The sequence below is a fragment of the Limnohabitans sp. 2KL-51 genome (assembly GCF_003063645.1).
GTDB lineage: Bacteria > Pseudomonadota > Gammaproteobacteria > Burkholderiales > Burkholderiaceae_C > Limnohabitans_A.
On the sequence record NZ_NESJ01000005.1, the window covers coordinates 175649 to 193219 of the forward strand.

Consider the following 17571-nt stretch of genomic DNA (forward strand, 5'->3'; position numbering starts at 1 on the left):
TTATCAACGCTCTGCGAACTTAACGCATGAATTTTTTCACGTAATCCGCTCCCAAGCCCACGGCCTCAAAGTGGGTGCGGTACTTCTCGATGCGGGTGAACACATCGTCATAGCCGGTGGCGTTGCCTTGCGTGTCCACGTACATCAAGGCACCATGCACGGTGAACATCGTCACCATGTCCTGGCAGTCGTCGGGCACCACCAGGGTGTGGGTCTCACCCGGGGGCTCGAACACATAACTGCCTTCTTCGGCCACCCAGTCGTGTTCCAGGTACAACCATTTGCCGCGCAGCACATGGGCATGCACCTGGCCCGAATGCCGGTGGCGCTGCAACAGGCCCGAGCGCTTGACTTTGAGCAGGTGCACGTAAAAGCCACCCGTCACGTTCAGGTGCAGCGGGCGTGACCAAATGCCCGGGGCCACCGGGGCCCACAAGCGTTCGTCTTCGGTTTGCACGTCGTGCACCACCATGTCGGGGGCCATGCCCCAGGGCTGGGGCTTGGCGTAAGGCACGCGGTCGTCGGCGACCGCTGCTGGGGTGTGGGGAGCGTTCATGGCAATGAGTGCGAAGAGTTGAAGTGCAAAGCTTAAAACGGGTCGCCTGGCCTGCCTGCGTCTTGCGCGACACCTGCCAGAGCTCTTAATGTCCTTCGAACGACACCAGTGTGAACAGATTCAAGCTGCTGTCCCGGATCCGCTTCGAGCCTCCCAGCTCGGGCAAGTCCACGATGGCCGCTCCTTCGATCACCGTAGCGCCGAGTTTTTCAAGCAGCTTTTTGCCCGCCAGCATGGTGCCACCCGTGGCGATCAGGTCGTCGATCAGCAGCACCCGCTGACCCGGCTTGACCGCGTCGGTGTGCAGCTCGACCGTGGCACTGCCGTATTCCAGCTCGTAGGTTTCTTCCACGGTGGTGAAAGGCAGCTTGCCTTTTTTGCGGATGGGCACAAAACCCAGTCCCAGTTCATAAGCCACCACCGAGCCCAAAATAAAGCCCCGCGCATCCAGACCCGCCACCACATCCGGGCGCAAGGCGGGGTGCATGTAGCGGTGCACAAAGGCGTCGATCAGCACCCGGAACACGCGTGGGTCTTGCAGCAGCGGGGTGATGTCTCGGAATTGCACCCCCGGCGCGGGCCAATCGGGCACCGTGCGGATGTGGCTTTTCAGATAATCGTTGACGCTCAGATCGTCCATGTCTTCAGCCTTGCAGGAGTTTTTCTTCGGCCACCGCCAGTGTTTGGGATTTGCCCGACAGCACCAGCGTGTCGCCCGCGTACAACGCGGTGTCTTCGCTCACGTTTTCGGGTTGGCCATTGGCGCGGCGCAGGTTGACCACGCGCACCCCCATGGCATGAAAAGCGAGGTCTTTCACCTGCTTGCCCAGCCAGGGCGAGGCCATGGGCAGCCCCACTGTGGTCAGGCGTTCGTGGTCGATCTCGTCTAGCGTGTCGTCGTCGGCTCCGTGGAAATACCCTCGCAGCAGGTTGTAGCGGGCGTCGCGCTGGTCTTGCACGATGCGGATCACGCGGCGCATGGGCACACCCACCAACGCCAGCGCATGGCTGGCCAGCATGAGGGAGCCCTCGATCGCCTCCGGCACCACTTCAGTGGCACCAGCGGCCAGCAATTTTTCCAAGTCCAGGTCATCTTGCGTGCGCACAATCACCGGCACCTGGGGGGCGTGGCTGTGGGTGTGGTCCAGCACCTTCATGGCAGCGGGCACGTCCAGATACGTGATCACCACCGCGCTGGCGCGGGCCAGGCCTGCGGCCATGAGCGATTGCAGACGCCCGGCATCGCCAAACACCACCGAATCTCCGGCAGCAGCGGCCTGACGCACCCGGTCAGGGTCCAGGTCCAGCGCCATGTAAGGGATTTTTTCTTTGTCGAGCATGCGTGCCAGGTTCTGTCCGCAACGCCCGTAGCCGCAAATGATGACGTGCTTGCTGGTGCTGATCGACTTGCGGGCAATGGTGGTCATTTGCAGGGATTGCTGCAGCCACTCGCCGGCCACCACCTTGAGCACGATGCGTTCGCTGTGCATGATGATGAAAGGCGTGGCCATCATGGACAGCACCATGCTGGCCAGCACCGGGTTGAGCAAGGCTGGTGGAATGATTTGGCTTTGCGCCCCCAGAGTGAGCAACACAAAACCGAACTCACCCGCCTGCGCCAGATACAAACCGGTGCGCAGCGCCACCCCATTGGGGGCACCCGTGAACTTGGCCAATGCGGTCACCAAAACCAGCTTGAAAATCACCGGCAAGGTGGTCAGCACCAGCACCAAGGGCCAGCGCTCGACCACGATGTGCCAGTCCAGCATCATGCCGATGGTGATGAAAAACAGACCCAACAACACATCGTGGAAGGGCCGGATGTCCAGCTCCACTTGGTGCTTGTATTCGGTCTCTGAAATCAGCATGCCCGCAATGAAAGCCCCCAGTGCCAAGCTCAGACCTGCTATTTCGGTGATCCAGGCCAGGCCCAGCGTGACCAACAACAGGTTCAGCACAAACAGCTCTTCGCTCTTGCGCCGCGCCACCAGGGTCAGCCACCAGCGCATCACGCGCTGCCCGCCCGTCATGAGCAAGGTGATCAAGACGGTGGCTTTGAGTGCGGCCATCAGCAAGGCGGTGAGCATTTCGTCAGCCGGGGCGCTCAGGGCCGGAATCATCACGATCAGCGGCACCACTGCCAAATCCTGAAACAGCAGCACACCCACCACGCGTTTGCCGTGTTCAGACTCCAGCTCCAGCCGGTCGGCCACCAACTTGACCACGATCGCTGTACTGCTCATGGCCATCGCGCTCGACAGGGCCAGCGCGGTTTGCCACTCCATTTTCCAAAGGGTGGGCGCCATCGTGGCCACGAACAAGGAAAACACCGTCACGATCACCAGCGTCAGCAGCACCTGCAGCAGGCCCAGGCCAAACACATGTTTGCGCATGGAGCGCAACTTGGGCAGGTTGAACTCCAGCCCGATGACAAACATCAAAAACACCACGCCGAACTCGGCCAGGTGTTTGACGCCCTCGGAGTTTTGCGCCAGTGCCAGCGCGTTGGGGCCAATCAGCACCCCCACCGCCAGATAGCCCAGCATGGGCGGCAGCTTGAGCATGCGGCAGCCCACCACACCCAGCACGGCGGCCAGCAAATACAACAGGGTCAACTCCAAAGCGCTCATGCGTCCATATTAACAAGCGCGCATGGCCCCGTATTCAGCAACCGCGTCATTTCAAGGGCCATGTGCTGCGCCCGATAAAATGCAAAACATGCTTGCCCATTCCGCCCACACCCTGCAACTCGCCCGCGAGACCCTCGACATCGAGGCCGCCGCTTTGCTCCAATTGAAAGACCGGTTGGACGAGCGCTTTGTTCAAGCCGTGAACTTGGTGCTGGGCGTGCAAGGCCGCGTGGTCGTCACTGGCATGGGCAAGAGCGGCCACATTGGCCGCAAGATTGCCGCCACCTTGGCATCGACCGGCACCCCGGCCATGTTTGTTCACCCAGGCGAGGCCAGTCATGGCGACCTGGGCATGATCAAAACCGTGGATGTGGTGCTGGCCATCTCCAACAGCGGCGAGAGCGACGAGCTGGTGGCCATCCTGCCGGTGCTCAAACGCCAGGGCGTGCCCCTGATCGCGCTGACCGGCGGCCTACAGTCATTTCTGGCCCGCCACGCCGACGTGGTGCTTGACTGCTCCGTCGACAAAGAGGCCTGCCCTTTGAACCTGGCCCCCACCGCCAGCACCACCGCCCAGCTGGCCATGGGCGATGCGCTTGCCGTGGCCCTGCTGGATGCCCGCGGCTTTAAGCCCGAAGACTTTGCACGCTCGCACCCGGGGGGGTCGCTGGGCCGCAAGCTGCTCACGCATGTGGGCGATGTGATGCGCAAAGGCACCGATGTGCCGCAAGTCGGGCCGGATGCCGAATTCACGGCCCTCATGCGCGAGATGAGCAGCAAGGGCTTGGGTGCCACTTCGGTCACCGATGCCGATGGCCGCGTGCTGGGCGTGTTCACCGATGGCGATTTGCGCCGTTTGATTGAAAAAGGCGTGGACCTGCGCAGCCTGAGTGCCCGCGACGTCATGCACCCCAATCCGCGCACCATCCGCCATGACGCGCTGGCCGTCGAAGCCGCCGAGATGATGGAACTGCACCGCGTCACCAGCATTTTGGTGGTGGACGCGCAGGGCCTCCTGTGCGGGGCCATCAACTCCAACGACCTGATGCGGGCCAAGGTGATTTGACATGCAAGACTTCAAAGCGCTCACCCCTGTCTTGAATTACCCGCCCGAGTTGTTGCTGCAAGCGCAAGGCATTCGCGTGGCCTTTTTCGACATCGACGGCGTGCTGACCGATGGCGGGCTGTATTTTTCTGAAAGCGGTGAGACCCTCAAGCGCTTCAACACACTCGACGGCCAGGGCCTGAAACTGCTGCAAAAGGCCGGCATCACGCCCGTGGTGATTACCGGCCGTGACTCGGCCCCGCTGCGCTTGCGCCTGAAGGCGCTGGGCATCACCCACGCACGCTTTGGCACCGAAGACAAGCGCCCGGCAGCCGAGGCCTTTTTGAGCGAACTGAACCTGAGCTGGGCGCAAGCGGCCGCCATCGGCGACGACTGGCCCGATTTGCCCGTGATGCAAAGCGCCGCTTTTGCTTGTGCCCCGGCCAATGCCCATGCCCAGGCCAAAGCGCTGGCCCACCACATCACCGCCGAGCGCGGCGGCGAAGGCGCGGCCCGCGCCTTTTGTGACCTGCTGCTGGTGGCGGGCGGGCACTACGCCGCCTTACTCGCGCAAGTGGGGGTGCATGACCACCCGGGCGCATCGGCATGAACTTGCTCACGCGGCTGCGCCGCACCCTGGACCGGTTGACGATTTACTTGCCCTTGTTCCTGTTTGCGATTTTGGCTTTGGGCAGCTGGTGGTTGGTTCGCAGCGTGCCCGAGTTGATGCCGCCCGGCATTGACCCCCAGCTGCGTCAGGACCCGGATTTCCGCCTCGATCAATTTACGGTCAAATCCTTTGACGCCACAGGCCGACTGACTCGCGAAGTCAGCGGGCAAAGCGCCACGCACTTTCCGGCCACGCAAAGCCTGCACATCGAGGGCGTGCGCATTCTGGCCGAAAACGAGGCGGGCACACGCCTGACGGCCCAAGCCCAAAAAGGTATTTCCCGTGAGGCCGATCAACAGGTGACCCTGACCGGCGAAGCGCTGGCAGTCAGACAGGCAGACGCTCAGGGCCCGCGCGTCGAGTTGCGCGGTGAAACATTCACGGCTTGGTTGGAAGAAGAGCGGCTGGTTTCGGACCAGCCGGTGCGCATCACGCGCGGCGCTGAAGTGTTCACGGGCCAAAACATGCGCTTTGACACCCGAAGCGGTCAGTACGAGCTGCAGGGCCGCGTGCGAGCGGTTTTACCGCCACGTCAGACCCCTTAAGAGAACCACAAAACCGGAACAAGCCCGGCTCAAACCCTGTCGAAACCCCGGCGGATGGGGGCAGATTTTTCTGAAGGTTCGCGCCACGCAGGGCGCTAGAAACGACAAAGCCCTGCAACGCAGGGCTTTGGGCTTTCATGGGCTGAGTGATCAGCCCATGTGCTCAATCAGTAGTCGCCACCGCCTTCGCGGCCACCTTCACGGCGACCACCACCACGGGGGCCTGCGCCGTAGGGGCTTCTGAAACCACCGCCATCGCCACGGCCGCCGCCTTCACCACGACCGCCGCCACCGTAGCCGCCACCGCCATCGCTACGACCGCCGCCACCGTAGCCGCCACCGCCATCGCTACGACCGCCGCCGCCATATCCGCCACCGCCTTCGCGGCCGCCGCCATAGCCGCCACCACCGCCGTAACCGCCGCCGCCGCCGTAACCGCCGCCACCGCCGCCACCACCGCCACCACCGCCACCACCGCCACCACCGCCACCACCGCCGCCTTCACGGCGAGGGCCGCCAAAGCCACCGCCGCCTGACCGTGGAGGGCGTGCTTCCATCGGGCGTGCTTCGTTCACGACCACATTGCGGCCGCCCAAAGGCTGGCCATTCATGCCGTTGATCGCGGCTTGGGCTTCGTTATCGTTGCCCATTTCCACAAAGCCGAAGCCTTTGGAGCGGCCCGTATCGCGTTCCATCATGACTTTGGCGCTGGTCACAGCACCGAATTCACCGAAGGCTTGTTCCAGATCACCGTCTCGCACCGAATAAGCCAGGTTGCCGACGTAAAGTTTGTTGCCCATGAAAGGGACTCCTCAAAACACAGAGATAAAAGCGATGGAGTTCCGAAAGCGCATTCAACAAACCTGAAAACATCGGAAGGAAAGCGAAACTGACCTGTTCACCGCAAACTGGACTTCAGTGGAAATGCCGCTAAAGCCTGTCCACTATCTTCGAGAAAACAAAAATAAATGCAAGGCATTTTCTTTAAATGCCCTGCAAAAAGTGTGAAACCACGCACATTTGTTGTTTTACCAACTCACTTCCCGCTCGGGCGAGGCGCTGATTTTGTGAATCGTCAAATCGGCCCCGTCATATTCTTCCTCGGGGCTGAGTTTCAATCCGAGGGTGATTTTCAATAGGCCGTAAATCGCCACACCGGCGAACAGGGCCCATGCCACACCGAGGCTGGTGCCGATTAACTGCGCGCTCAGGTTGACGCCACCCAACCCGCCCAAGCTGCTGGCCCCAAAAATGCCCGCCGCAATACCGCCCCAGGCACCGCAAATGCCATGCAAGGGCCACACGCCCAGCACATCGTCGATTTTCCATTTGTTCTGGGTCAGGGTGAACATCACCACAAACAAGGCGCCGGCCACAGCACCTGTGACCATTGCACCAAAAGGATGCATTAAATCGGAGCCTGCACAGACCGCCACCAAACCGGCCAAGGGACCGTTGTGCACAAAGCCGGGGTCGTTTTTGCCCAAAACCAAAGCCGCCAATGTGCCACCCACCATGGCCATCAGGGAATTAACCGCCACGAGACCGGAGATTTTGTCCAGCGTCTGGGCGCTCATCACGTTGAAGCCAAACCAGCCCACGATCAGGATCCACGAGCCCAAGGCCAAAAACGGAATGCTCGAAGGGGGATGTGCCGAAACTTCACCGTTTTTTCGGTAACGGTTGTAGCGCGCACCCAGCAAAATGACCGCGGGCAAAGCGATCCAGCCCCCCATGGCGTGGACCACCACTGAACCTGCAAAGTCATGGAACTCATCGCCCGTGAGCGCCTTGATCCAAGCCTGCACGCCAAAGTGCTGGTTCCAGACAATGCCCTCAAAGAGGGGGTAAACAAAACCCACGATCACAGCCGTGGCGATCAACTGCGGCCAGAACTTGGCCCGCTCGGCAATGCCGCCCGAAATGATGGCGGGAATGGCGGCGGCAAAGGTCAGCAAAAAGAAGAACTTGACCAGGTCGTAGCCGTTTTTGGCGGCCAATTGCTCTGCCCCGACAAAGAAGGTGGTGCCATAAGCCACGCTGTAACCGACCACAAAATAAACCACAGTGGATACCGAAAAATCCACCAGGATTTTGACCAGCGCATTGACCTGGTTTTTTTTGCGGACCGTGCCCAGCTCCAGAAAAGCAAAACCGGCGTGCATGGCCAACACCATGATGCCGCCCAACAATATAAAAAGCGCATCTGCGCCCTGTTTTAGTGCTTCCATGATCGTCCTTTGAAAAATTTTGATTTGATTTGGTGCATTTTGGGGGCGATCCACCCTCGCGCACCAAAGAAAAGCAAGAAACGCACCCAAAGTAAGTCACAAGTGCCTGAGCGATCGTCACGCCCCCAAACCGGTGCACAGGTCCCTCACGTAAGATGCCCACCTCTTAGCAATTCAGTGTTCAGGCTGACGCCCGCACTCCCCCATGGAAGCATTTTTCGTCTCTACCGGTATCGTGGCTTTGGCCGAAATGGGTGACAAAACCCAGCTTTTGTCACTCGTGCTGGCCGCCCGTTTTCGCAAGCCCTGGCCCATCGTGTTGGGGATTTTGGTGGCCACCTTGGCCAACCATGGCTTGGCTGGCGCCGTGGGCAGCTGGGTCACCACCGTGATGGGCCCCGACGTGCTGCGCTGGGTCCTGGGCGCGTCCTTCATCGCCATGGCAGCTTGGATGCTGATCCCCGACAAGCTGGACGATGAAGAAGGCGACAGCGCCCCGCGCATGGGCGTGTTTTTGACCACGGTGGTGGCGTTCTTTCTGGCCGAGATGGGCGATAAGACCCAAATCGCCACCGTGATGCTGGCGGCGCAATACAACGCCTGGTTCGCCGTGGTGGCGGGCACCACGCTGGGCATGATGCTGGCCAACGCACCCGTGGTGTGGCTGGGCGACGCCATCACCCAGCGCGTTCCACTGCGTCTGGTGCACCTGATTTCTGCAGGTATTTTTGCCGTGCTCGGCGTGATCGCGTTGTCGGGCTGGGGCAGCTGAGCAGTCCTCTGACCCGGATGCTGGTGTTCTGATGCTTGCCCAGCCATGGGGTTCATCGCCCTTATACTTGCTCCATGCGCCGATTTGAACCCGATTGCGGGCGCCGGAACCTGACTGGTTTCGAAATTCAGCTAAATGGCGTGTGTTTCATCTCACAGAAACCCGGCCCAGCTGACTGCGAAGCCGGGTTTTGTTTTTTTGCACACCAGAACACATTCGATGCTGATCGCCGAATCCCAAAGCATGCTGTTTGAAGCCCCTTTGCCTTTGCAAAGTGGTGCGTCCATCCGTGGCTATTCACTGAGCTACGAAACCTACGGCACGCTCAACGCCGACAAATCCAACGCGGTGCTGATCTGCCACGCCCTCAATGCCTCACACCATGTGGCGGGTGTGTACGCCGACCAGCCCAAAAACCTGGGTTGGTGGGACAACATGATCGGTCCCGGCAAGTCGCTCGACACCGACCGATTTTTTGTTATTGGCGTGAATAACCTGGGTTCGTGCTTTGGCTCGACTGGCCCCATGCATGTGAACCCCGACACCGGGCGCGTCTATGGCGCCGACTTCCCGGTGGTGACGGTGGAAGACTGGGTCAACGCCCAGGCCCTTTTACTCGACGCCTTGGGCATTGAACAATTGGCTGCCGTGATGGGCGGCAGTTTGGGCGGCATGCAGGCGCTGAGTTGGACGCTGCAATACCCCGAGCGCGTGAAACACGCGGTGGTGGTGGCCAGTGCCCCCAATTTGAATGCCGAAAACATCGCCTTCAACGAAGTGGCCCGCCGCGCCATCGTGACCGACCCGGACTTTCACAACGGCCACTTTGTCGCACAAGGCGTGGTGCCCAAACGCGGCCTGCGCATCGCCCGCATGATCGGCCACATCACGTACCTGAGCGATGACGTGATGAACGAAAAATTTGGCCGTGAGCTGCGCGAAGCCGTGACGCACAACGCCACTGGCTACAAATATTCCACGCAAGAAGTCGAGTTCCAGATTGAAAGCTACCTTCGCTACCAAGGTGACAAGTTCAGCGAGTACTTTGACGCGAACACCTATTTGCTGATCACACGGGCGCTCGATTACTTTGACCCGGCACGCGCCTTTGGCGGCGACTTGTCCAAAGCGCTGGCCCGCGCCAGCTGCAAGTTTTTGCTGGTCAGCTTCAGCACCGACTGGCGCTTCTCGCCCGCCCGCAGCCGCGAAATGGTCAAGGCCCTGCTCGACAACCACCGCGACGTGAGCTACGCCGAAATTGACGCGCCGCACGGGCACGACGCCTTTTTGCTGGATGATGCGCGCTACCTGAACGTGGTGCGTTCTTACTTTGACAACATGGCGAAGACTTTGAACGAAGGAGGTGCCGCATGAGCGACCCCCTGATCATGCAAGCCATTGCTCGCCTCGTGCCGCAAGGCGCCCGCGTGCTCGATTTGGGCTGTGGCGATGGGGCCTTGCTGGCCTATCTTCAACAACACAAGGGCTGTACTGGTTACGGTGTGGAGCTGGACGACGCCAATGTGCACGCCTGCGTGCAGCGCGGTGTGAACGTGATCCAGCTGAACCTGGACGAGGGCCTGAGTCTGTTTGCCGACCAGTCGTTTGACGTGGTGCTGCAAATCGACACGCTGCAGCACTTGCGCAACGCCGAGACCATGCTGCGCGAGACGGTGCGCGTGGGCCGTGTGGGCATCGTGGCCTTCCCCAATTTTGCGCATTGGTTCAACCGCCTGAGCGTGTTGCAAGGCCGCATGCCGGTGACCAAGCGACTGCCATACCAGTGGTACGACACACCCAACATCCGCGTGGGCACCTATGCTGACTTTGGCGACCTGGCCCATAAAAACCAGCTGCGCGTGGTGGATGCCTTTGGCCTGCAAAACGGTCATGAAGTGCGTCTGTGGCCCAACCTGATGGCGGGCACGGCGGTCTACAAGTTGCAGCGCGGCTGACATGGCCAGCGCGCCCGGCACCCAGAACACTGCCGCCCACAGCCCCTGGCTCATCGCCAACGTGTTGGCACAAATCGCCTTTGGCCTGCTGGCCATGACGCTTTGCCTGCCCTCCATGCAAGAGTGGGGCGTGATTTTTGACACCCACCAAACCGATGTGCAGCTGACCTTCAGCGGCTACGTGGTGGCCTACGGTGCCTTGCAGTTGGTGTATGGCCCCTTGTCGGATCGGTATGGGCGAAAGCCCATCCTGATGCTGGGGCTGGTGATCGCGGGACTGGCCTCGGTCATGGCCGCGCTGGCCACCGACATCACCACACTCATTGCCGCCCGTGTGCTGCAAGGCGCGGGCTGCGCCGCCAGCATGGTGGTCAGCCGCTCCATGGTGCAAGACCTGTTTGCCGGACCACAACGCACACGCGTCATGGCCTACATCGGCATGGCGATGGGCATGTGCCCGCCGCTGGCTACGCTGATCGGCGGGCAGATGCATGTGCGCTTTGGCTGGCAAACCAACTTTGTGTTGCTGGCTGTTTTGGACGTGCTGCTCTTGGTGGCAGCGTGGCTGGGCTTGCCGCGTGGGGCCCAAAGCGCGCCTGCAACGGGCCACTGGCTGCGCGCCATGCTCAGCGCTTACGCCCGCCTGCTGCGCGAGCCGCGCTTTTTGCTCTACGTCGCCATCCTGGCGGCCTCCACCGCCACGTTTTACGCTTTCCTGGCAGGCGCACCCATCGTGCTCAAGGGCTATGGCATCGGTCCGGATGGTATTGGTTGGTTCATCATGGCTGTGCCTGTTTCGTACATTTTGGGCAATTTCATGACCTCTCGCCTGATCCAGCAGGCGGGCGAATCACGCGTCATGGCCTGGGGCCAGGCGCTGACGCTGGGCGGTCTGGTGGTGATGCTGGCGCTGGGCTTGGGTGGCGTGCAGACGGCGCTGGCCGTGGCTTTGCCCTTGTTGCTTTTGGGCTTGGGTCATGGCCTGCTGAACCCGCCTACGCTGGCGGGCACGGTGGGCGTGGTGCCCGCGCTGGCAGGTTCGGCCGCTGCGGTGGCAGGCCTGATGCAGCAACTCACCGGGGCCAGCGCCGGCTACCTGGTGGGCTTGGTGCCGCACGAAGGCGCGGTGAACTTGGGTTGGATGATGCTGGGCTTTGCCCTGACGGGCGCTGTGGCGCAATTTTTCCTGCGCAGGCGTTGAGTTGCCGAAATGGCTGAACGCTGGTTTTTGAGTCTCAGTGGCTGTTGAAGGCTGTAAGCAGACTACGAAAAGCTGTAACCAAAGGCAGGAACCGACCCAAAGCGGCCTTTGTCTTCAACCAATTGAATGACAGCTTCTAGCAAAACAGAATCGATCACCCCCGACCGTTTCTTCACAATCCGGAACAGACTCTCCTCCAAATGTCCTTAGCCGATTACATCAAAAGGCCGCAATGAAAAGAGCAAAAAATATCGCAACAAGCAAACAGGCAATCGCTAAGGTAAACCAGAGGCTAACAGGCTCAGCTTGATTTGCATCAACTTCCTCAGAAACGATCACACTGCGCTCATTCATTTGATATCTCTTCAAATTTAAGTGGACATTGCGAAACAATGATCAAACGATTACATGCAATGCAAGATTTCGAAATGTTGAGCATTTGCCGTTTAACGTGCTGAGTAGCCACCATCAACCAAATACGTTTGCCCGGTGATAAAAGAGGCTCTGGGAGAAAGCAAAAAAGTAATGACTTCCGCAATTTCCTGAGGCTCAGCCATCTTGCCCATTGGATGCATCTGGGCAATACTTTGGCGTTCATCAGCGGTGCGTTCTTTTAGAAGAGGCGTGTCGACATAACCTGGTGCAACCGCGTTGATTCGCAGCCCTGTTTGTGCATAGTCCAAAGCGGCCGATTTGGTCAGGCCCACAACACCATGCTTGGCGGCAACATATGCTGCTCGACCTGCCATGCCATTGAGACCCAGAATCGAAGACAAGTTCACTATGGCACCACCACCACTGTTCAAAATCGCTGGAATTTCACTGCGCAAGCAATAAAACATGCCAGTCAGATTGACATCCAAAACACGGCTCCAGATCGCCAAATCGGTATCAGCAACCGCAGCTCTAGGCGACGGAATTCCGGCGTTATTGACAGCCATGTGCAAACTACCCCAGAGTCTTACAACTTGCTGTACGGCCTGATTAACAGCCTCAGCTTGAGTAACATCTGCTTGTATGGCGACAGAAATGCCAGCCTGAGATTGAATTTGCGAAGCCACACGTTCTGCTGCAGTTAAATCAAAGTCGACCACCGCTACTTTGGCTCCACCTGCGGCCAAAATTTTGCATGTGATTTCGCCAATACCTGATCCACCACCCGTGATCATGACCACTCGGCCTTTAAAGTCTTGGGCGGTCCTCAACACCTCTTTTGGTTCCTGCTCAGCCATTGGGTGCCTTTTAGTCAGTGCGCACCAAGGTAGGCAGCGCGAACCGCAGGATCTTTCATGAGATCAGACCCGGAGCCTTGAAGGATTATTTTTCCGGTTTCCAAAACATAGGCACGCTCAGCCACTGACAAAGCTTGATTGGCCATTTGCTCCACCAGCAAAATCGTTAACCCGGAAGCACTGAGTTGACGAATGGAACGAAAAATTTCAGCAATGATGAGGGGCGCCAACCCTAATGAAGGCTCGTCAAGCAGCAGAAGCTTGGGCTCGCTCATCAATGCCCGTGAAATCGCCAACATCTGCTGCTCACCTCCAGACATCGTCCCAGCAAGCTGATTTTGACGCTCTTTCAATCTGGGAAATCTTTGAAACTCTTTTTCAATCAGGTCTTCAACCTGTGCCGGATTCCCCTGGTGTGCATAGGCTCCCAGCATAAGATTTTCTCGAACTGTCTGATCTGGGAACACCCCGCGACCCTCAGGCGACAATGCTAGACCCATGCCTACGCGTTTGTGGGCAGGTGCATAGGTGATGTCTTGTCCACTGAAATGGATGGAGCCGCTTTGCGGTTTTTCCAGTCCAACAATGCTTTTGAGCAGTGTGGATTTGCCAGCGCCATTGGCACCGATGATTGTCACCACTTCTCCCTCTCGCACCTCAAGGTTGACCCCTTTAACAGCTTCGACGGCACCGTAGGAGATACGAATGTCTTGTAACTTGAGCATTTTTTTCCTTGTGTTTCATGCGGCCAAGACAGCTTCACCGCCCAAGTAGGCTTCGATCACTTTGGGATTTTTCTGAATGTCTGATGGCTTACCTTCTGCAATCTTGATACCATAGTCAAGAACAATCACATGGTCTGATATCGCCATGACCAAGTCCATGTGATGCTCCACCATGAGAATGGTTGTTCCCAGTCGGCTGATCTTCACCAACAACTGCCCAAGTTCAGCAGTTTCTTGAGGATTCAGACCTGCTGCAGGCTCATCAAGCAATAGGAGTTTGGGCTCAGTTGCCAAGGCCCTCGCTAGCTCTACCCTGCGCTGTAGGCCGTAGGGCAAACTTCCCGCAGGCGTCCCTTGTAGCTTTGTCAAACCAACCAGATCGAGCACTGCCAATGCATGCTGCCTCGCAGCTCTTTCTTGCATTTGGGCTATTGGCAAAGCAAACAGCGACGACAAAAATCCATTTCGCATACGGGAATGGCGACCCAGCATAACGTTGTCCAGCACTGAAAGTTCACTGAACAGACGAAGATTCTGAAAAGTTCGCCCAATGCCCAAGGAACAGATGTTGTGTGCTTCCTGTCCAATGAGATTGTGCCCATCAAACTGAATACTGCCAGCATCAGGCGTGACAATACCACTGAGCATATTGATCATGGTGGTCTTGCCGGCACCGTTCGGTCCGATCAGAGCGTGTACATGGTCATGTTGAAGTTTGAAGCTCACGTTTTGCGCAGGCTTTATGCCACCGTAGGCCTTGCTAAGACCCTCGACGATCAGCAAATCACCAGACCCGCCAAAATTCTTCCGTAGATCAGATTCTGTGATCGTGGACTTTTCAACGTCCAAATTGACGGTATTGCGTTTGACCCACTTTTGCAATACCCCCATTACACCCGTTGGCATCACAAACATCGCAAACAACAAGAGTGCGCCATACACCAGATGTTGCACCGATGGCCAGCGTGCCAATGAGGCATCGATAGCAGTAAGCAAGACTGCTCCGACCAAGGGACCATACAAATTGCCAACTCCGCCGAACAAGACAAGCAGTAGTATGAAAATCGACAGGTGGAAGGTAATGAAATCCGAGTTGATGTATTGATTTTGCTGGGCTACAAGCGCGCCCGCCAATCCGCACGTGGTGGCAGCTATCACAAAAGCCACCACTTTTGCGCGGTAGACCCGGACACCCACAGAGGCAGAGGCAATTTCATCTGCTTGCAAGGAAAGCATGGCACGACCGAAGCGACCTGACATCAGATTACGAATCAAGAGGTGAGCCGAAGCCGATATAAAGATAGCAAACCACACCCAATGCTGAATGGTGAAAGGTTGGTCTCCCCAAGAAAGCGGCTTGATGCCATAGATGCCGGTGGCACCTCCGAAGACATCCGACCACTCTGACACCAACTTTTCAATAACGATGCCAAAGGCCATCGTTACCATTGCAAGATAAGGACCCTTGACGCGCAGAGAAGGCAGCGCAATAAAGACGCCGAACAAGCCGGAAATTACTGTTGCCAGAACCAACGCTGTGGCTGCGCCAATTTCAGTTCGAGTTGTCAGCAAAGCCACTGCGTATGCCCCAGCAGCAAACAGGCCCGCCTGACCTAACGATTTTTGGCCTGCATACCCTACCAGCACGTTCATACCGACGCCGCACAGATAGTAAATACACATCATGAAAATGATGCGCAGGTAATAGTCGTTTCCGATACTGGCCGTAATGGTGCCCAAGATCAGCACAAAAAGGGTAACCCCCAGGAAATGTTTGAGGTTGCTCATACCTTTTCCACCATCTTTGTACCGAACAGGCCTGTGGGGCGTACCGCCAAAACCACGATCACGAGTGCAAAAATGGTCACTTCACGCCACTGCGCCGACCAAAGGTTGACCATGGACTCCAGAACTCCCAATAGAAAACCACCAAGAACACAACCACGCGCATTGTTCAGCCCGCCGACCATAGCGGCTGAAAAACCTTTCAAGCCCACTGCCAAACCCATGAATAACGAAGCCTGCGCAATAGGTGCCAGCATAAAGCCTGACAATCCTGCGAGTGCTGAACTGACCACGAATGCGCCAATCATCATGGCGTTGACATTGATGCCCATCAAGCTGGCAACATTGGGGTTATGTGCTACTGCCCGCATGGCTTTCCCAACCATGGTCTTGCGCATGACATGATCGAACAACACCATGATGGAGACAGAAACCACCAACATCAAAATTTCCTGTGGACGTATACCGATTCCCCACAGACGAATAACTTCATCACCGACAGGACCTGGGACAACGACAGGTTTGGCTCCCCAGATAGCCAATCCAATGCTTTGCAGGATCACGCCGAATCCCAGCGTGCTCATAACCCAAGACATTCCAGGCTTACGGGAAAAAGGCCGTACACCAAGCAAATACAACAACCAGCCCAGTAAACCCATCACGCCCAATGCCGCTAGCAGCGCCAACAGTTGCGCGCCATTGCCTGTGATCTCCCCTCCAAACGAGGTTGAAGTGATGGGTTTTCCAAGCGCCAGAAATAACACGCTCATGCCGATGAATGCTCCAGCTGAGACAAACTCACCGTGAGAAAAATTAAGTGTCTTGGTGGTGGTGAACGTGACGCTGAAACCCAACGCAACAAGCGCATATGTGCTTCCCACGGCAGCCCCACTCAGGAGCGCCTGCAATAGAGCGATTTCCATTTTTAAAATCCTGTTGAAGCGGGGCCGTTTTTTCGCACGCCCCCCCATAAACGTCAGCGTTTGAAGTCTGCAGATGTCAATGCCTTGATAACTGGATCACTTACCTGAACCAATTTGCCGGCATCCCACTTAACAAATGCAAAGTCGGAGGCTGTCAGCGCTTCACGCTGGGTTTTGCTAAAAGGCTTGTTGTATGTCTTCATGGTGCCCGCCACGGGATCTTTCAGATCTTCCAGTGCAGCTCGCATTTTTTCGCCATCGGTACCACCAGCCTGGCGAATTGAAGCTGCAATCAGTTGCACTGCGTCATAACCGTGCACCACGAACGGGAAAGCACTGGGCGCTGCCAGATTGGCCTTGGTTCGGTCGAAAAGCTGTTTCTGCTTGGGCGTCGATGGATCGACCATGGTGCGCATGAAAATAGGCTTTTCTGCCAGCGTCTTTCCAGCGGCATCGTAGAAAGTGATGTTGTCAGCCGCCCAGGAGGACAAAACTGGAGGGAAGTAGTTGATCTTTTCCATCGAGCGCATCAACTGTCCGGTGGGGGTGCCCTGCGCCCAAATGGCAACGGCATCCACACCCGCCGCTTTCATTTTGTTGAGCTGCGAAGTCATATCGGTATCGGCAACAGCAAATTTTTCTGCCACTGAAACGTCAATGCCGTGCAGTTTTCCGATTTCCTGCATGTCCTTAAGTCCACCTGCGCCATAGCCCGTGGTTTCGGTCAGCAGACCGACTTTTTTATAGCCAGCTTTTTGAGCGTAGGCCATGAGACCTGCGACCTGTTCGCGATCAACCATCGACACACGGAACATGTAATTGTCGCCACCAGTGCCTTTAGTGATGTCAGTGCCACCACCGATCATGCCCATAGAAATAACTTTTTTCTGATTAGGAATGTGTTTCCAGGCCAACGCATTTCCAGAGTTAGTTGGGCCAAAGACCGCAGCAACCTTCACGTTGTCGATCAGATCGCTCATGTTCTGAATCGATTTGGGCGGCTGAGACTGGTCGTCTCTAATGACCAAGGTCAGTTTGCGGCCATTGATACCACCGGCAGCATTGATGTCCTCGATTGCAGCTTGAATACCGAGAACGCCCGCAGCACCGCTCTGTGCGGAGGGAGATGCCGACAGGTCACCGTTGAAGCCGAGCTTGATCTCCTGCGCTGCAGTGGCTAAGCTCATAAGCGATGCAGCCGTAAGGATGGCCATACGCCGGGTCATTTTGAATTTGGACATGGTTGTCTCCTTGTTTGGAAAGTTGAGGTACTCGCTTTGGAAAAATACGGCCGTGCGCGA

The 17571-nt window shown here is 57.6% G+C and carries 18 protein-coding genes; 7 read left to right on the plus strand and 11 right to left on the minus strand.

The features are described from left to right. Nucleotides 1–19 precede the first annotated feature (19 nt). From B9Z49_RS06975 to B9Z49_RS06985, 3 genes are all read right to left on the minus strand, one after another. Nucleotides 20–556 (minus strand): 2,4'-dihydroxyacetophenone dioxygenase family protein, encoded by a 537-nt coding sequence (locus B9Z49_RS06975; protein ID WP_108352704.1) that lies wholly within the window; start codon nucleotides 554–556, stop codon nucleotides 20–22. A gap of 85 nt (nucleotides 557–641) precedes the next feature. Next, nucleotides 642–1196 carry an adenine phosphoribosyltransferase gene (locus B9Z49_RS06980; RefSeq protein WP_108352705.1) on the minus strand — a complete coding sequence of 185 codons (555 nt, stop codon included), beginning with the start codon at nucleotides 1194–1196 and terminating at the stop codon, nucleotides 642–644. 4 nt (nucleotides 1197–1200) lie between these two features. Further along, nucleotides 1201–3186 carry a monovalent cation:proton antiporter family protein gene (locus B9Z49_RS06985; RefSeq protein ID WP_108352706.1) on the minus strand — a complete coding sequence of 662 codons (1986 nt, stop codon included), beginning with the start codon at nucleotides 3184–3186 and terminating at the stop codon, nucleotides 1201–1203. Between the two features lie 79 nt (nucleotides 3187–3265). On the opposite strand from B9Z49_RS06985, the gene B9Z49_RS06990 reads away from it, so the two are divergent. From B9Z49_RS06990 to lptC, 3 genes are read left to right on the plus strand one after another with little or no spacing between them, the layout of a single operon-like run. Continuing rightward, nucleotides 3266–4252, plus strand: a complete 987-nt coding sequence (locus B9Z49_RS06990) for an SIS domain-containing protein (RefSeq protein WP_108352707.1) — start codon at nucleotides 3266–3268, stop codon at nucleotides 4250–4252. A 1-nt stretch (nucleotide 4253) separates the two neighbouring features. Beyond that, on the plus strand, nucleotides 4254–4841 hold the full coding sequence (locus tag B9Z49_RS06995) for an HAD family hydrolase (RefSeq protein ID WP_108352708.1): 588 nt from the start codon (nucleotides 4254–4256) through the stop codon (nucleotides 4839–4841). Further along, nucleotides 4838–5446: an LPS export ABC transporter periplasmic protein LptC gene (gene lptC, locus B9Z49_RS07000; protein WP_108352709.1), complete on the plus strand. Its 609-nt coding sequence runs from the start codon at nucleotides 4838–4840 to the stop codon at nucleotides 5444–5446. Before B9Z49_RS06995 ends, lptC begins: the two co-directional genes overlap by 4 nt. A 167-nt stretch (nucleotides 5447–5613) precedes the next feature. Here lptC and B9Z49_RS07005 read toward each other — a convergent pair whose 3' ends face one another. Both B9Z49_RS07005 and B9Z49_RS07010 read right to left on the minus strand, forming a co-directional pair. Then, complete coding sequence (locus tag B9Z49_RS07005; RefSeq protein ID WP_108352710.1) at nucleotides 5614–6246, minus strand: RNA-binding protein; 633 nt, start codon at nucleotides 6244–6246, stop codon at nucleotides 5614–5616. Between the two features lie 228 nt (nucleotides 6247–6474). Next, nucleotides 6475–7677 (minus strand): ammonium transporter, encoded by a 1203-nt coding sequence (locus tag B9Z49_RS07010; RefSeq protein ID WP_108352711.1) that lies wholly within the window; start codon nucleotides 7675–7677, stop codon nucleotides 6475–6477. Nucleotides 7678–7882: 205 nt separating this feature from the next. On the opposite strand from B9Z49_RS07010, the gene B9Z49_RS07015 reads away from it, so the two are divergent. The 4 genes from B9Z49_RS07015 (at nucleotide 7883) to B9Z49_RS07030 (ending at nucleotide 11605) form a co-directional block, all read left to right on the plus strand. Next, nucleotides 7883–8449 (plus strand): TMEM165/GDT1 family protein, encoded by a 567-nt coding sequence (locus tag B9Z49_RS07015; protein WP_108352712.1) that lies wholly within the window; start codon nucleotides 7883–7885, stop codon nucleotides 8447–8449. A 219-nt stretch (nucleotides 8450–8668) separates the two neighbouring features. Continuing rightward, nucleotides 8669–9823, plus strand: a complete 1155-nt coding sequence (locus B9Z49_RS07020) for a homoserine O-acetyltransferase (RefSeq protein WP_108352713.1) — start codon at nucleotides 8669–8671, stop codon at nucleotides 9821–9823. Continuing rightward, nucleotides 9820–10404, plus strand: coding sequence for a methionine biosynthesis protein MetW (gene metW / locus B9Z49_RS07025; protein WP_108352714.1), 585 nt, complete (start codon nucleotides 9820–9822; stop codon nucleotides 10402–10404). The genes B9Z49_RS07020 and metW overlap by 4 nt, the downstream gene beginning before the upstream one ends. Nucleotide 10405: 1 nt before the next feature. Next, nucleotides 10406–11605 carry a Bcr/CflA family efflux MFS transporter gene (locus B9Z49_RS07030; protein ID WP_108352715.1) on the plus strand — a complete coding sequence of 400 codons (1200 nt, stop codon included), beginning with the start codon at nucleotides 10406–10408 and terminating at the stop codon, nucleotides 11603–11605. 219 nt (nucleotides 11606–11824) lie between these two features. Here the strand turns inward: B9Z49_RS07030 and B9Z49_RS22365 are convergent, their stop codons facing one another. From B9Z49_RS22365 to B9Z49_RS07055, 6 genes are all read right to left on the minus strand, one after another. After that, nucleotides 11825–11959 (minus strand): hypothetical protein, encoded by a 135-nt coding sequence (locus B9Z49_RS22365; protein WP_255418866.1) that lies wholly within the window; start codon nucleotides 11957–11959, stop codon nucleotides 11825–11827. Nucleotides 11960–12051: 92 nt separating this feature from the next. Continuing rightward, nucleotides 12052–12837 carry an SDR family NAD(P)-dependent oxidoreductase gene (locus B9Z49_RS07035; protein ID WP_108352716.1) on the minus strand — a complete coding sequence of 262 codons (786 nt, stop codon included), beginning with the start codon at nucleotides 12835–12837 and terminating at the stop codon, nucleotides 12052–12054. A gap of 14 nt (nucleotides 12838–12851) precedes the next feature. Then, nucleotides 12852–13562: an ABC transporter ATP-binding protein gene (locus B9Z49_RS07040; RefSeq protein ID WP_108352717.1), complete on the minus strand. Its 711-nt coding sequence runs from the start codon at nucleotides 13560–13562 to the stop codon at nucleotides 12852–12854. A 15-nt stretch (nucleotides 13563–13577) separates the two neighbouring features. Beyond that, nucleotides 13578–15350, minus strand: a complete 1773-nt coding sequence (locus B9Z49_RS07045; RefSeq protein ID WP_108352718.1) for an ATP-binding cassette domain-containing protein — start codon at nucleotides 15348–15350, stop codon at nucleotides 13578–13580. Continuing rightward, nucleotides 15347–16270 carry a branched-chain amino acid ABC transporter permease gene (locus B9Z49_RS07050; protein ID WP_108352719.1) on the minus strand — a complete coding sequence of 308 codons (924 nt, stop codon included), beginning with the start codon at nucleotides 16268–16270 and terminating at the stop codon, nucleotides 15347–15349. Before B9Z49_RS07050 ends, B9Z49_RS07045 begins: the two co-directional genes overlap by 4 nt. A 53-nt stretch (nucleotides 16271–16323) precedes the next feature. Then, on the minus strand, nucleotides 16324–17511 hold the full coding sequence (locus B9Z49_RS07055) for an ABC transporter substrate-binding protein (RefSeq protein ID WP_233254541.1): 1188 nt from the start codon (nucleotides 17509–17511) through the stop codon (nucleotides 16324–16326). Between the last annotated feature and the right edge of the window lie 60 nt (nucleotides 17512–17571).